The sequence below is a fragment of the Streptomyces sp. NPDC001348 genome, from assembly GCF_053597535.1.
Genome location: NZ_JBSFIK010000017.1, coordinates 114,291 through 128,632 on the forward strand (window position 1 = coordinate 114,291; position 14,342 = coordinate 128,632).

13 protein-coding genes are annotated in these 14,342 nt (G+C 70.7%); 11 read left to right on the forward strand and 2 right to left on the reverse strand.

Features of this window, described 5'->3' with window-relative positions; all coding sequences use genetic code 11:
- Window positions 1–50: 50 nt before the first annotated feature.
- Window positions 51–1,361, reverse strand: a complete 1,311-nt coding sequence (locus ACWC21_RS19800; protein WP_450883481.1) for an SUKH-4 family immunity protein — start codon at window positions 1,359–1,361, stop codon at window positions 51–53.
- Window positions 1,362–1,407: 46 nt separating this feature from the next.
- Here ACWC21_RS19800 and ACWC21_RS19805 point away from each other — a divergent pair, with 46 nt between their 5' ends.
- The 10 genes from ACWC21_RS19805 to ACWC21_RS19850 all read left to right on the forward strand — a co-directional run bounded on the left by ACWC21_RS19805 (window position 1,408) and on the right by ACWC21_RS19850 (window position 12,008).
- On the forward strand, window positions 1,408–1,740 hold the full coding sequence (locus ACWC21_RS19805) for a hypothetical protein (protein ID WP_450883483.1): 333 nt from the start codon (window positions 1,408–1,410) through the stop codon (window positions 1,738–1,740).
- A gap of 247 nt (window positions 1,741–1,987) precedes the next feature.
- A complete protein-coding gene (locus ACWC21_RS19810) occupies window positions 1,988–2,248 on the forward strand; it encodes an acyl carrier protein (protein WP_450883485.1) in 261 nt (86 codons plus the stop codon).
- Between the two features lie 19 nt (window positions 2,249–2,267).
- Complete coding sequence (locus tag ACWC21_RS19815) at window positions 2,268–3,404, forward strand: 3-oxoacyl-[acyl-carrier-protein] synthase III C-terminal domain-containing protein (RefSeq protein WP_450883487.1); 1,137 nt, start codon at window positions 2,268–2,270, stop codon at window positions 3,402–3,404.
- 4 nt (window positions 3,405–3,408) lie between these two features.
- Window positions 3,409–4,419, forward strand: a complete 1,011-nt coding sequence (locus ACWC21_RS19820) for a hypothetical protein (protein ID WP_450883489.1) — start codon at window positions 3,409–3,411, stop codon at window positions 4,417–4,419.
- Window positions 4,416–6,107: an FAD-dependent oxidoreductase gene (locus ACWC21_RS19825; RefSeq protein ID WP_450883491.1), complete on the forward strand. Its 1,692-nt coding sequence runs from the start codon at window positions 4,416–4,418 to the stop codon at window positions 6,105–6,107. Before ACWC21_RS19820 ends, ACWC21_RS19825 begins: the two co-directional genes overlap by 4 nt.
- A complete protein-coding gene (locus ACWC21_RS19830; protein WP_450883493.1) occupies window positions 6,104–6,583 on the forward strand; it encodes an SCP2 sterol-binding domain-containing protein in 480 nt (159 codons plus the stop codon). The genes ACWC21_RS19825 and ACWC21_RS19830 overlap by 4 nt, the downstream gene beginning before the upstream one ends.
- Complete coding sequence (gene fabF / locus ACWC21_RS19835) at window positions 6,580–7,830, forward strand: beta-ketoacyl-ACP synthase II (RefSeq protein WP_450883495.1); 1,251 nt, start codon at window positions 6,580–6,582, stop codon at window positions 7,828–7,830. Before ACWC21_RS19830 ends, fabF begins: the two co-directional genes overlap by 4 nt.
- A 94-nt stretch (window positions 7,831–7,924) precedes the next feature.
- A complete protein-coding gene (locus ACWC21_RS19840) occupies window positions 7,925–9,340 on the forward strand; it encodes a cytochrome P450 (protein ID WP_450883497.1) in 1,416 nt (471 codons plus the stop codon).
- Between the two features lie 306 nt (window positions 9,341–9,646).
- Window positions 9,647–10,480, forward strand: a complete 834-nt coding sequence (locus ACWC21_RS19845) for a PIG-L family deacetylase (protein WP_450883499.1) — start codon at window positions 9,647–9,649, stop codon at window positions 10,478–10,480.
- A gap of 307 nt (window positions 10,481–10,787) precedes the next feature.
- The gene (locus ACWC21_RS19850) at window positions 10,788–12,008 is read left to right on the forward strand and encodes an acyl-CoA dehydrogenase family protein (RefSeq protein ID WP_450883501.1); all 1,221 of its coding nucleotides are present in this window, start codon (window positions 10,788–10,790) and stop codon (window positions 12,006–12,008) included.
- A 28-nt stretch (window positions 12,009–12,036) separates the two neighbouring features.
- Here ACWC21_RS19850 and ACWC21_RS19855 read toward each other — a convergent pair whose 3' ends face one another.
- Window positions 12,037–13,269, reverse strand: a complete 1,233-nt coding sequence (locus tag ACWC21_RS19855) for an Ig-like domain-containing protein (RefSeq protein WP_450883503.1) — start codon at window positions 13,267–13,269, stop codon at window positions 12,037–12,039.
- A 316-nt stretch (window positions 13,270–13,585) separates the two neighbouring features.
- Between ACWC21_RS19855 and ACWC21_RS19860 the strand changes: the two genes are divergently transcribed.
- Window positions 13,586–14,332, forward strand: a complete 747-nt coding sequence (locus tag ACWC21_RS19860) for a polysaccharide deacetylase family protein (RefSeq protein WP_450883505.1) — start codon at window positions 13,586–13,588, stop codon at window positions 14,330–14,332.
- Window positions 14,333–14,342: the final 10 nt, after the last annotated feature.

The window sequence follows — 14,342 nt, forward strand, 5'->3', positions numbered from 1 at the left end:
ACGAGCGGGGGAGGGCGGACGGCGTGACCCGGTCAGCCCTCCTCACCGGCTCAGTAGCCGTCCACCCCCAGCTCCGTGATGCCGGCGTAGAGCCAGCTCCACACTCTGCCCGTCGTAGTGTCCTGATCGGCCAGGTCCGGAGCCAGTTCCGCCAGCTCCGCCAGGAACAACTCCGTCACGTCTTCCTGGCCGCCCTCCACCGGGTACGGGTGCCAGCAGGCGTTGCGGTAGCGGTCGACGGTTTCCAAGGCGCGGGTGAAGACGTCGAGGTCCGGGGCGAGCGGCACCAGTACCTCGTCGGAACGGCGGGTCGGGCGGCTCCAGGTGTGCACCGTGCCGTGGTGGCGGTGGAGGTACAACTCGCCGTACTCGGTGGCACCGAAGGCGATCAGGTCGGCGGCGGCCACCCCCTCGGGCAGGCTCTCGTCCGGCAGGGCACCCTCCGCCGGCGGGCGCATGGCGTCAAGCGGGTGGGTCTCGTACTGAGCGCTGTGACACACCCACCAGGCGGGCAGACCGACGTCCTGCAAATACCGCCTGCTGCCCGCGTGGATGAGCCTCTCGGGCAGATCGCTCTCGGGGATACGCACCACGTGCCGCGCGCCGCCGAAGGCGTCGTCGACCCGGGCCGCGGTGAGCGGGCCCGTCGGCTGCCGCATGGCGGGGGCCGGTCCCGGCGGTGGTTCCTCCGCCGACGTGGGGTCGAGGCCCGCGCCGCGCGGCCAGTCCCGCAGCGCGTCGGTGTCCGTCTCCACGACCGCTATGCCGTGCACGCTCTCGACGAGATGCCGGGTCCGGCCGCCGTCCCTCGCGAAGGCCACGGCGCCCTGCCACTCCTCCGGGAGGAACAGGTCCAGGTCGTACAGCGCGAGTGCCTCGCCGGCCCCGGTCGCGGCCGGCGCGCCGGTCAGCGCCGCCTCGTCCACGCCCGTCACCCGGTGGCCGGTCGCCGCGTCGAGCCAGAGGGGGCCCCGCTGGTCGGTCACCTCGACGAGCTCCCTGTCCCCGTCCGCACACCGGCGCACCCGGAAGTAGTCGCCGTTCAGACTCGGGTGGACCGGGAACCAGTGCGCCGGCCGCCACCACGCCCACACCGTCCGCCACGGCATGCCGGGACCAGCCGCCGCGATCCGGTCGGCGTACACGTGGTGACCGGTGGCCTTCGCCGCGAAGTGCAGCCAGGACGCGAACTCCGCGGGCGTCACCTCCGCGCCCCCAAAGATCGCCTCGGCCTGCAGGAAGACCTCACCCCCGACGCCACGGGCCCGGTCGTCGTGGCAGAGGTGGTCGCGCAGCGCCGCACGGTCGGCGGTCAGCAGCCGTGCGGGATCTGCCAGTACGCCGTCAAGATCGTCAGTCATGCGGCCATGTTGCCAGTCGGCACTGACAGCCGGGCGGCCCCCTACGGTGGAGCCTCCGACGGCCAAGGCGCCCACCGAGGTCGAGGTCATCGCCAACCTGACGAAGTGCAGACCCAGGATCCGCGTCGAGGCGGAGGAACCGCGCGAGGGCGTGTGCCACACCAGGGACGGCGACTACCTCATCAGCACCTTCCCGGAGGAGAAGTACCAGCAGACCGGGCTGGACACGATCAGCATGTACCAGGGCACCTACCTGGCCGGTACGCGCCGGGTGGTCAGCGCCCAGCCCAAGATGGTCAAGGTGTTCCAGCCGAAGCTCGGCGGGAACATCGTCCACATGTCCGGCACGGGCCCCGACGTCAGCCCGAGCCGTTCCTGACTCCGGCGGGGTGAGACCGCAGCGCCGCGACGCCCGGTACGGCCGAATCCCATGTGCCGGGCGCCGGTGACGGCACGGGTCGGCTCGACGACCTGCCTCCGGCGCCCCGCCCTGACCCGGCCGGCGCACCCCGCGGAGGGACGGGAAATATTCAGGACGGCCGAGTGAACCTCTCCGATGTCCCCTCCCGCGGCTTGGGCCAGAGTGAACCCCGTGCCGCACAGGGGGTGGGGCACGGGAGGTGAACATGTCTCTGAGGACCGAACTCTACGCAGATATCACGGGATTCCTCCTGGCCAAGTGCGATGCCGACCCGGATGACCTGTCCGTGGAATCCGATCTGTACGACGACATCGGCATCGACTCACTCGACCTCGTCGCCATGGCGCAGACCCTTCAGGGTGCGTACGGCATCTCGATGGACGACGAGCGCATCGGTTCGCTCCGCACCGTCGGCGACGTCCTGGACTTCGCCATCTCCAAGATCGAAATCAAAGCGATCGCCTAGATCACGGGGAGACTCAGCAATGCCTGCCTACATCACCGCCATGGGACGCTTCCTGCCCGGCGAACCGGTGCCCAACGAGGAGATCGAGGACTACATCGGCAGCGTGGGCCAAGCGAGTTCGGGGCTGCGCGAGCAGACCCTCGCCAACTGCGGGATCAAGTCACGGCACTACGCCATCGACAAGCAGCACAAGACCCTGTTCTCCAACACCGACATGGCCGTCGCAGCGATCCGCCAGGCGGTGGACCGCTCGGACGTCACCCTCGACGACATCGACCTCATAGCCGCGGCCACCACCGTCCCGGATCTCATCGCGCCCGGCATCGCCAGCGGCATCCACGGCGAACTGGGCAGCCCGCCCTGCGAGATCGTCACCACCCACGGCATCTGCAGCTCAGGAATGATGGCGCTCAAGAACGCCTACCTCCAGGTGACGGCGGGGGAGAAGAAGAACGCGGTCGCCTCCGCGTCCGAACTGCCCTCGCGTTTCCTCAAGAGCGATCGGTTCGCCGACGTCCGGCCGGTCTCGGAGGACGGTGCCATCGCCATGGAGATGGCGTTCCTGCGCTACATGCTCTCGGACGGCGCCGGCGCCGCGCTGGTACAGGACCACCCGGCCGCCGACGGGGTGAGCCTGCGGATCGACTGGATCTCGCTGACCTCCTACGCCAACACCCAGAAGACCTGCATGTACCTGGGTTCGTCCGACAACTCGGCGGAGCAGACCTGGTGGGACTACCCCTCCGCGGCCGAGGCCTCCGCCGACGGCGCGTTGGCGCTGCGCCAGAACCTGGGCCTGCTGCCGCATCTCGTGCGGATCGGCGTCAAGGAGTACCAGCGGCTGCTCGACGAGGGCCGCTTCGACCCGGACGAGCTCGCCTGGTTCCCCGCGCACTACTCCAGCGAGCGCATGAAGACCATGGTGCTCAAGGAGATCCAGCGGAGGAAGGTCAAGGGCCCCTCCCTCGAGAAGTGGTACAGCAATCTGACCCGGGTCGGGAACATGGGGTCCGCCAGCATCTACGTCATCCTGGAGGAGATGCTCAGCGAGGGTCTGGTGTCCCCCGGCGACAAGCTCCTGCTGATGGTCCCCGAATCCGGCCGGTTCGCGGTGTCCTTCGCGCATCTGACGGCCGTCTCCGCCGGGGAGGTCTGAGGCCGTGGGTGCGCAGCCCCGAGTGACGGTCTACTGGTACTCACAGACCGGTCAGCTTCTGGAATCCGTCTCCGCGGTCACCGACCCGCTGGAGAAGGCGGGTTGGGACGTACGCAAGGTCGAGATCAGGCCGCGGGAACCCTTTCCCTTCCCCTGGCCCGTGCGCCGCTTCTTCGGTGTCTTCCCCTCCTCGGTGGACCACGACGCGGCGCCCCGGATCACCGCCCGGCCGCCGGTGGCCGAGGACGACGATGCCGACCTGGTCGTGTTCGCCTTCCCCGTCTGGTACCTGGCTCCGGCGCTGCCCATGCGGGCGTTCGTCGGCGCCGAGCCGAAGGTGTTCGACGGGCGTGCCGTCATCGGCCTGGTGGCCTGCCGGAACATGTGGTACTCGGCCGCCGTCGAGGTGCAGCGGCTGCTTCAGGACGCGGGCGGCCGCTACCTGGGTACGATCGCCGCGGTGGACACCGCCTCGGCCGGGGTCACCTTCGTCACCACGCTGCGCTGGCTGCTCGCCGGCAAGCGGGAGGCGTCCTGGGGGTTCCCGCGCGCCGGTGTCGGCACGGACGAACTGGACCGGCTCGCGCTCCTCGGCGAGCGCCTCGCCGAACTCGCCCCAGCCCAACCCGAACTAGCCCCAGCCCAACCCGAACTCGCCCCGGACCAGGCCGAACCCGTGTCCCGCACCGCTTCCGAGGAGGCCTTGGCCGACCGGGTCCGTGACGTTCTCGCCGCCCATGACGCGGCCCCCGTGCACCCTCCGCTGGCCGCGGCCGACCTCCTGGCCGGGAAGGCCTTCCGCGTCTGGGGCCGGGTCATCCGCGCCGCCGGCCGGCGTGGTGAGGTCCAACAGACCGCGCTCACCGGCGTGTTCGTGCTCTGGCTGTTCGGCGCCATCCTGACCGGACTGCCCGCGGTCGCCGTCGCCCGCGCCTTGTTCAGGGCCGGCTTCGACGCCGCGCTGGCCCGGCGCCTGGCTCCGGTCGTCGCCGGTCTTGCGGAGGTGCGCCGATGACCGCGACCGTACCGCATCCTCAGGAGGCCGCCGTGCAGCTGGAAGCCGACGTCGTCGTGGTCGGTGCCGGGCCCACCGGCCTCGCCGCGGCCCACTTCCTCGCCGGACACGGCGTCCGCACGGTCGTCCTGGAACAGCGCCCCGCACCCTCCGGCCATCCACGCGCCACGGTGCTCAACTCGCGCACCATGGAGCTGCTCAGGCACCTGGGTGTCGACGCCGAGGTGCGCCGGGCCGGCGTACCCCTGGAGAACACGGCACGCATCACCTGGTGCACCGAGCTCTCCGGCACCGAACTCGCCGCCCTCGACATCATCGATTCGGCGCACGCCCTGATGCAGCGAGCGGTCAACAGCCCCGCCCTTCCCGTCATCTGCTCGCAGAACCGGGTGGAAGCGCTGCTCGTCGACCGGCTCCCCGAGCACGCACGAGTGATCCGCGGCGTCAGGGCCGAGGAGCTGACCCGGACTCCGACCGGTGTCAGGGTGACGGCCTCGGGGGAGCGCCCCACCGTCGTCGAGGCCCGCTACGCCGTCCTGGCCGAGGGGCTGCACGGCCCGCTGCGCGAGACAGTGGGGCTGCGGCGGACCGCGGCCACACCGCTCGGCAGGCTTCTCGACATCCACTTCAGCGCCGACCTCTCGCCCTGGACGGCCGGCCGGGAGAGCGCCCTGTACTGGGTGCTCAACGACACCGTGCGGGGTGTCCTCATCACCGTCGACCCCAAGCGCGGCGAATGGCTCCTGGAGATCCCCGCCCTCACCCCCGACGAGGAACACACCTACTTCGAGCAGCAGGTCGACCACCACAAGCTGATCGAGGCCGCCATCGGTGAGCCGGGTGAAGCGATCGAGGGGCTGCGCATCCACGGCGTACGGAACTGGGTGATGGGCTCCACCGGGCTCGCCTCCTGGCGCAGCGCCGACGGCCGGGTGCTGGCCGCGGGGGACGCCGCCCACACCTTCCCGCCCACCGGTGGCTTCGGCATGAACACCGGCATCCAGGACGCCCACAACCTCGCCTGGAAGCTGGCCGCGGTACTGCGCGGCGGTGCCCCCGACACGCTGCTCGACTCGTACGAGCGTGAGCGACGCCCGGTCGCGGAGTTCAACGCCCGGCACAGCGAGAGCAACGCCCTCCAGAAGCGGGCGCTGCTCCAGTCCGAAGCCGACCCGGCCAAGTTCGCCAGGAACATCGAACAGCATCGGCCGCACTTCGACTTCGAGGGGCAGGCGCTGGGTTTCACCTACGCACCAGGTCCCGGCGAACCGGTGGTCCAGAACATTGTGACCTATCGTCCGACCGCCCGGCCCGGCCACCGGGCCCCGCACGCCTGGATCGACCGGGCCGGCGACCGGATCTCCACGATCGACCTGGCCCGCACCGGCTTCGCCCTGCTCACCGGGGCGGAGGGAGCCGTCTGGCAGCAAGTGGCGCAGGAGACCCCGACCGTCGTGGGCCTGCCCCTCACCGCGGCCGTGATCACCGCGGACGGGCCCCTGCGCGATGCCACCGGGGCGTTCGCCGACATCTACGACCTGCACGGGCCGGAAGCGGTTCTCGTACGGCCCGACGGCCATGTCCTCGCGCGGCTGCCCGGCGTCGCACCGCGGCAGGAACTCCGGGAGGCCGTCGACCGAACAGTCAGCAGCGGGCCGGTGCCCGCACGAGCGGAAGGGCCCTCATGACCGCCGGACCCACCTTCTCCCCGGAGCGACTCGCGGGACTGCGCTCCGGCACACTCTCCGAAGTCCGCGCCGCCCTCGCCGGACTGCCGCGCGACGACCTGGCGGCCTGGCTGGCCACACCCGACGGCGAGGACCTGCTCCGCACGGCATTCGCACGGATGCCCGAGCGCTACACCGGAGGCCCCATGGCCGGTCCGCAGACCGCCCGTTGGGAGGTCGAGAGGCCGCCGGCCGACACCGTCGCATACGACCTCGTACTGACCGAGGACACCTGCGACGTGCGCGAGACAGGGCTCTCGGGCGCCCCCGCGGTCACCCTCACCCTCGACGCGGTGGGCTTCGTGGAGATGGCCTCCGCCGCGGCCCAGGGCATGGATCTGCTGCTCAACGGCCGACTCCACATCCAGGGTGATGTGCACCTCGCGATCCGGATGGAGTCCCTCTTCGGGCTCGCCGAACCGGGTGAGCCCATATGAGCACCGTTCCCGGGCGCCACCGGGTGGTGGTGACGGGCATCGGCATGGTCAACCCGCTCGGCATCGGCACCGAGACGGTCTGGACGCGGCTGCTCGCCGGAACCTCCGGCGTGGGACCGATCCAGTGCTTCGACGCCGACCGGCTGCCGGTGCGCATCGCCGCCGAGGTGACGGACTTCGACCCGACCGACTGGCTGACCCGCAAGGAGGCCAGACGCCTCGACCGGTTCTGCCACTTCGCGATCGCCGCGGCCGCACTGGCCGTGGAACGCGCGGGCCTCGACGGCATCGACCGGGACGGCGCCGCCACCGTGATCGGCAGCGCCATCGGCGGCGCCGGCACCATGATGGCCGGGGTGCTGAAGGACGCGACGGCACCCCGGATGGTCTCCCCGTTCTTCGTGCCCAGCTCCATCGTCAACATGGGCGCGGGCATCGTCGCCCAGCGCTTCGGCTTCCGCGGCCCCGGCGGCGCACCGGTCACCGCCTGCGCCTCCTCGGCCGACGCGATCGGGCAGGCCTACCGCATGGTCCGCGACGGCTATGCCGGGGCCGCACTGGCGGGCGGCTCCGAGGCATGCATCGCCTCGCCGCTGATCGCGGGCTTCGCCAACCTGCGCGCGCTGTCGCGCCGCAACGACGAACCCCGCCGGGCCTCGCGCCCGTTCACCGCGGACCGGGACGGTTTCGTCATGGGGGAGGGCGCCACCATGCTGCTCCTGGAGACCGCGGAGTCGGCCGAGGCGCGGGGCGCGTACGTCTACGCCGAGATCTGCGGCTACGGCCAGACCAGCGATGCCTACCACGTCACCGCCCCCGATCCGACCGGGCAGAGTGCCGCCCGCGCCATGCTCGCCGCGCTGCGCGAGGCCGGCCTCAAGCCCAGCGAGATCGACCACGTCAACGCCCATGGCACCTCGACACCGTTCTCCGACGCCGCCGAGACGAAGGCGATCAAGGCCGCCTTCGGCACGCACAGCGAGAACCTGGCCGTCAGCTCCACCAAGTCGATGACCGGCCATCTGCTGGGCGCGGCCGGCGCGACCGAGACGGCGTTCTGCGCCCTGTCCATCGACCGCGGGGTCATCCCGCCCACCATCAACCAGGACGCGGCCGACCCCGAGTGCGACCTCGACTACGTGCCGAACACCGCCCGTCCGTACGAGCTCCAGGCGGCCCTCTCCAACTCGTTCGCCTTCGGCGGGCAGAACGTCGCGCTCGCCCTCCAACGCTTCGTCAGGGAGTGACCCTCCGGGGCCCGGAACCACCGAGGCACCAACGTCCCGTCGGCCGGCCGGGCCCGCGGCGCCACCCGTGACCACACCTCAGGAAGGCACCTCGATGACCCTTGTCTCCACCGCCCCCGGGACCACCGAAACCCCCGGTCCCACCGGCCGGCTGCGCGCCCTGCTCGCGATGTCCGGCAATCCGATGGACTACTTCACCGGGCTGCGCGACCAGTACGGCCCCGTCGTGCGCGCCCCCCTCGGCTTCCGCGATTTCTACCTGGTCAGCGACCCGGAGGCGATCCACGAGGTCCTGGTCACGGCGCACCGCAGCTTCTCGAAGGCCACCATGAGCGCCGGACGCGGCAAGTGGGCCGCCCCGCTCTCGGTGGTCTTCGGCAACGGCCTGACCACCAGCGACGGCGACTTCCACCGCAAGCAGCGCCGGCTGATACAGCCGATGTTCCATCGCGAACGCATCGCCGGCTACGGCCGCGCCTTCGCCCAGATCTCGGACGACATCCAGTCCGGCTGGAAGAACGGGGACCGGCTCGACATGTCGGTCGAGATGACAGAGCTGACCCTCGCCGTCGTGGCCCGCACGATCTTCGACGTCTCGCTCGACAGCGATGTGGCCCGCACCATCCGCACCTCCATCCCGCGCCACGAGGGTCCGCTGCGCTGGGATTCGCTGCCTTTCGCCCGCTATCTGTCGATGCTGCCGCTGCCCAGCAACAAGCGCTTCTTCGAGGGCCGGGCCAGGCTCGACGCCATCGTCTACCAGCTCATGGCGGAGCGCAGGCGGGGCGACGGCCAGGGGGCCGACCTGCTCTCCATGCTGCTCGCGGCGCGCGACGCCGACACCGGGGAGCCGATGGAGGACCGCCAGGTGCACGACGAGGCGATCACCCTCCTCATGGCCGGTCACGAGACCACGGCCAACGCTCTCGCCTGGTCCTACCATCTGCTCGGCAACCACCCCGAGGCACGGGACCGGATGCACGAGGAGATCGACGAGGTGCTCGGCGACCGGCTGCCCACCATCGAGGACCTGCCCCGCCTCCCCTGGACCGACGCGGTTCTCACCGAGGCCATGCGCCTCTACCCGCCGATCATGGGTATGGCGCGCCGTCCCCTGGACGACTACGAGCTCGACGGCCACCGGATCCCCAAGGACAGCTTCGTGGCGATCCTCCCGTGGATCGTCCACCGCGACCCCGAGTGGTGGCCGCAGCCGGAGCGCTTCGCCCCGCAGCGCTGGCTCAAGGACCCGCGGCCCTCCGACCCGGCGGACGAGCTCACCGGTCACGCCGTACGACCCGGACGCCCGCGCCTCGCCTATCTTCCCTTCGGCGCCGGTCCGCGGCAGTGCATCGGCAATGTCTTCTCGCAGACGGAGGGCGTCATGGCGCTGGCCACCCTCGGGCGGCACTGGGACTTCGAGCCCGTTCCGGGGTTCACGGTCGACCCACTGGCAAGGATCACCATCCGGCCGCGGTACGGCGTACCGATGACCGCCAGGCGCCGCTGAGCGAATCGTGCCCGTCGGTCCCGGACCGCCATCCGCAGGGGTGGGACGGCGGTACGGGATGCCACCGCAGCCGGTCATGGGCGGGGGAGTCCTCCGGCGGGGCGGGAACAGCCGGTCCGGCCAGTACTGTTGCACCGGTCGGGGACCGGCGCCGCGGGGGCGGGAGCGGAGAGACCCAGGAACAGCCTGCCCCGACGCGACGGCCCTGGGGTCCGTGGTACGTCCGGCCACCCGATGCCGGGCGACCGCTTGTACGCCTGCCGCGGACTCGGACCGAGTCCATCTCGCACAGGAGGACTGCTTTTCATGAACGACCGGCCCTTGACGCTCATGGCGGTGCACGCCCACCCCGACGATGAGGCCACCGGAACGGGGGGTGTCCTCGCGCGGTACGCGGCGGAGGGCATCCGCACGGTCCTCGTGACGTGTACCGACGGCGGTTGCGGTGACGGACCGGGGGGCGTCAAGCCGGGCGATCCCGGGCATGATCCGGCGGCCGTCGCCCTGATGCGGCGTCGGGAACTCGAGGCGAGCTGCGAGATCCTGAAGATCAGCCATCTGGAGATGCTGGACTATGCCGACTCCGGGATGATGGGCTGGCCGACCAACGATGCCCCCGGATCGTTCTGGCGGACACCGGTGGAGGAGGGCGCCGCCCGGCTCGCGGAACTCCTGCGGCGCTACCAGCCCGATGTGGTCGTCACCTACGACGAGAACGGCTTCTACGGTCACCCCGATCACATCCAGGCCAACCGCATCACGACGGCGGCGCTGGCGATGACCGAGGCGACACCCAAGGTGTACTGGACGACGGCACCCCGCTCGATGTTCCAGCGGTTCGGGGAGGTCATGCGCGAGCTGGGTGCGGACTGGCAGGAGCCGGATCCCGCCGAGGCCGCCGCGATGGCCGAGATCGGACTCCCCGAGGAGGAGATCACCACCTGGGTGGACACCTCCGCGTTCGGCGCTCAGAAGTTCGACGCCCTGGCCGCTCACGCCAGCCAGGGCGAGAACATCTTCTTCCTCAAGATGGGCCAGAAGAGGTTCACCGAGTTGATGGGCGTCGAGACGTTCCTCCGCGTCCATGACACCACTGGGGCGGCCGTCCCCGAGAACGACCTCTTCGCCGGACTGCGCTGATCCGCCGGCCCTCCGGGGGCCGCGTGCTGCCCGCCGTCCCCGCCCCGGTGGTGTGGACGGCGGGCAGGGTCCGCCGGTCAGCCGGAACCAGCCAGCTTCCCTAGTTTTCCTATCGAATTACTAGGGAAACCGTTGACGGTGGTCGAAGCGGAGGGTGAGGATGATGAAGCCGACGCGTCACTGCGCACGCCGCGCTCCCACGCCGCATTCGCCGGTCACCGCGTCGCCCTCGGCCCCCTGGAGGAAGACGCCATGACCACAGCGTTCGCCGCAGCGACAGCCGCAGTCGTATGAAGTGGGTGAGGGTGTGGCGGTGACGGCGGGCGGGGCGACCGACGCGGGAGCCGGGCAGGTCGACTGGCTGCACATAGCCCGTGAGCTGGCGGACGACCTGGCCACGGACGCGGTCGAGCGTGAACAGGCCGGCAAGGCGCCGTTCGACGAGGTGGCGCGGTTGCGCGAGTCGGGACTGCTGACATTCCCGGCACCGGCCGAACTCGGGGGAGGCGGCGGGGACTGGCGCACGGCCTGTGCGGTCATCCGGACCGTCGCCGCGGCCGACGGGGCGATCGGCCGTCTGCTGGGCAACCACTACTTCCTGTCCTGCATCCCCCGGTTCTTCGCCGACCGCACCCGTGCCGACCGTATCGAGCGGGAGTCGACGGCGGGGCAGTGGTGCTGGGGAGGCGGTATCGGCTCACATGAACCACCACTGATCCTGACCCCCGCATCGGGCGGCCATCTGCTCACCGGCTACCAGAGGTATGCCACCGGAGTCGGGGTCGCCGACCGGCTGGTGGTCCGAGCCGCGAAGTACGGCACCGGTGAGCCGTTGGCCGTCCTGGTCGACCCCGCCCGCCCGGGCGTCGTGAGCGGCGGCGGGGACGCCTTCGGCCAGCGGCTGGCGGCCGGCGGCGGCGTGGAGTTCGATTCCGTGCCGGTCGCGGCCGACGACGTGCTCGGCACCGTCTCGGCGGACGAGGGCGTCCTGTCACCCTTCGCCGCTCTGGCCGCGCCGACCGCGCGTCTGGTCGCCGTCCAGTTCTGCCTCGGCGTGGCAGAGGGTCTGCTGGCCGAGGTCCGCGAGTACGGAAGGGGGATGAGGTTCCCCTGGCAGCCCTTCTCGTCCCAGCCCTGGCCGGACAGCCCGCCGCAGGATCCGTACGCGCTGACCGTGTACGGCGAGCTCGCCGTCGGCGCACGTGCCGCGTCCGCCCTCGCCGAGCAGGCGGTGGACGCCCTGGTGCGAGGCCTCGCCCGGGGTGCGGACCTCGACGACGAGGAGTGCGCGGAGATCACCGTCCTCGCGAGCGTGGCCGAGTCCGCCGCCTCCCGGGCCGCGCAGGAGATCACCACCCGTGCCCTGGACGTCATCGGTGCCGACGCCGCCTCCACACGGCACGGCTTCGACCGCTTCTGGCGCAACGCCCGGACACACACCCTGTACGAGCCGGTCGCCCACAGACTGCGCGAGGTGGGCGACTACTTCCTCAACGGCACGCACCCACCCTTCGCCCTTCCCGCCTGACCGGGATGGCGTGCGCGGCGATGCGGCGTCAGTGGGTCGCGCTGCCCGCGACCCACTCGCTCCACGCCATGTTCCAGTCGCTGAGGCCGTTGTCCGGGGCCAGCGCGGTCTTGTCCTCGGAGTTCTTGACGATCACGACGTCACCGACCAGCGAGTGGTCGAAGAACCACGCGGCGGGCTGCCTGCCGTCGCCGCCGCCCCTGACGTCCTTCAGACCCACGCAGCCGTGACTGGTGTTGACGTTGCCGAAGACCGAGTCGGCACCCCAGTAGTTGCCGTGGATGAACGTGCCAGAGGAGGTCAGGCGCATGGCGTGCGGTACGTCCTGGATGTCGTACGCGGGCTTGCTGTCCTTCATGAGGCCGACGGTCGCACCGTTCATATGGATGTGCCTGAACTTCTCCGAGATGACCATCTGACCGTTGTACGTCGGGTGCTCGGGGCTGCCGGACGAGATCGGGATGGTCCTGATCGCCCTGCCGTCCCGGACGACGGTCATCGTCTTCGTACTGGCGTCGACCGTGCTGATCTGGCTCCGGCCGATCTTGAACGTGACCGTCTTCCGGACGCCGTGGAGGTTGAGCCTGACGGTGACGGTGGAGCCGGGCTTCCAGTAGTCCTTGGGGCGGAAGTCCAGGCGCTCGTCGCCGAACCAGTGACCGATGCCCCACTGGCCGCTGCTGGAGCTGACCTGGATGCTCGACTCCACGGCGGCCTTGTCGCCGATCGCCCTGTCGAAGGTGAACGTCACCGGCATGCCCACGCCGACGGTCGAGCCGTCCTCGGGGGAGAGGTGCCCGATGAAGTCGCCGGCCGGGGAGGCCGTGGTGATCGTGGCGTCCCCCGTGGCGGAGCGGCCCCCGGCGTCCACGGCCTCCGCGGCGATCTGGTACTCGGTGGCCCGCGCCAGACGGCCGTTCGGCTTCCAGGACGTGCCGTCCGCGGACAGGGTGCCCGGAATCTCGGCACCGGTGGCGACCGCTGTCATGGTCACCCGGGTGAGCCTTCCGTTGCTGACGGTGACCTGGACCGGGGCGTTGATCCCGACGTCGAAGGCACCCGGCCGGGGACTGATGGCTATGCGGGCGTCGGAAGCGTTCTGGGTCGCCGTCCCACCCACCGGGGCCTGTGCTGTCGGGTGATCGCCGACGTTGCTGCCGCCGTCGGCGGCGTGACTGGTGCCGCCGGCCATGACGGCGATCACGCCGCCGATGGCACCGGCCGCCGCCAGCCCGATGCGTCGGTTACGTACCGTGATCAAACGCTTCTCCCATGTCACTGGTCTGCGGGTTCCTGGAGCCGGTTGCCGGGGTAGCGCAACGAGCCCACCAACCCATATATCCATGCATCCGGCGAGAAAGGGACAAAGTATGATGAAGGTCACCCGCTGTTCTCGGCGGTCAGCCACCGCGTCCGTTGACGGGCCGACGCGTTCCGAGCGGGCCGGCGGAACCCATGGAACATGCCGGCGCGGATGAACCCGGGCACCGGGAAAGCCGTCACTAACGACGTCGGCAATCACCTGATCCAGAAAAGGGTCTCCCATGCCCCGGTTGGCGCGAATAAGACGGTCGCGCATGCTCATCGCCCTCGCGACCGCGGTGGCCGCCGTCGTGGCCGTCACGCTGACGGTCGCCCTGACGGTCACGACCTACGACCACACGTCGCCGCGCGCGGCCCGGAACAAGGCATCCGGGTCGGTGGCCGGACCCGTCGACTGCCGCCGGGCGAAGTGCGTGGCGCTCACCTTCGACGGCGGCCCCAGCCCCACGACTCCCAGGCTGCTGGACATCCTGAAGCGGGAGCATCTGCACGCGACGTTCTTCGTACAGGGCAAGGGTCACATCGCGAAGTACCCCGGCATCCTGCGTCGCATCTCGGCCGAGGGGCACGAGATCGGCAACCACACCTGGAACCACGAGGTTCTGACGCGGATCGACGCGGACGAGGCCCGTCATGAGCTGACCAGCACGCAGGACGCCATCGAGAGGATCACCGGCAGCCGGCCCGTCCTGATGCGTCCTCCGCAGGGCCGTACGAACCGCAAGGTGGCCAAGATCTGCAAGCAGCTGGGGCTGGCGCAGGTGCTGTGGAGCGTCACGGCGAAGGACTACGAGACGACCGACTCGGCCCTGATCACCAAGCGGGTGCTCGACCAGACCGGCCGCGACGGCATCATCCTGCTGCACGACCTGCACAAGGGAACCGTGCCGGCCGTCCCCGGGATCCTCAAGGCGCTCAGGCAGCGCGGCTACACCATCGTCACGGTGTCCCAACTGCTGGCTCCGGCCGAACCCGAGCCGGGGATGGTCTACCGCCCCTGACCGGCTGACA

Excerpts from the sequence above, each read along its gene's own strand:
- ACWC21_RS19825 (WP_450883491.1), top strand. The coding sequence starts at position 4,416 with ATGACCGCGACCGTACCGCATCCTCAGGAGGCCGCCGTGCAGCTGGAA.
- ACWC21_RS19840 (WP_450883497.1), top strand. The coding sequence starts at position 7,925 with ATGACCCTTGTCTCCACCGCCCCCGGGACCACCGAAACCCCCGGTCCC.
- ACWC21_RS19845 (WP_450883499.1), top strand. The coding sequence starts at position 9,647 with ATGAACGACCGGCCCTTGACGCTCATGGCGGTGCACGCCCACCCCGAC.
- ACWC21_RS19815 (WP_450883487.1), top strand. The coding sequence starts at position 2,268 with ATGCCTGCCTACATCACCGCCATGGGACGCTTCCTGCCCGGCGAACCG.
- ACWC21_RS19860 (WP_450883505.1), top strand. The coding sequence starts at position 13,586 with ATGCTCATCGCCCTCGCGACCGCGGTGGCCGCCGTCGTGGCCGTCACG.
- ACWC21_RS19810 (WP_450883485.1), top strand. The coding sequence starts at position 1,988 with ATGTCTCTGAGGACCGAACTCTACGCAGATATCACGGGATTCCTCCTG.
- fabF (WP_450883495.1), top strand. The coding sequence starts at position 6,580 with ATGAGCACCGTTCCCGGGCGCCACCGGGTGGTGGTGACGGGCATCGGC.
- ACWC21_RS19800 (WP_450883481.1), bottom strand. The coding sequence starts at position 1,361 with ATGACTGACGATCTTGACGGCGTACTGGCAGATCCCGCACGGCTGCTG.
- ACWC21_RS19830 (WP_450883493.1), top strand. The coding sequence starts at position 6,104 with ATGACCGCCGGACCCACCTTCTCCCCGGAGCGACTCGCGGGACTGCGC.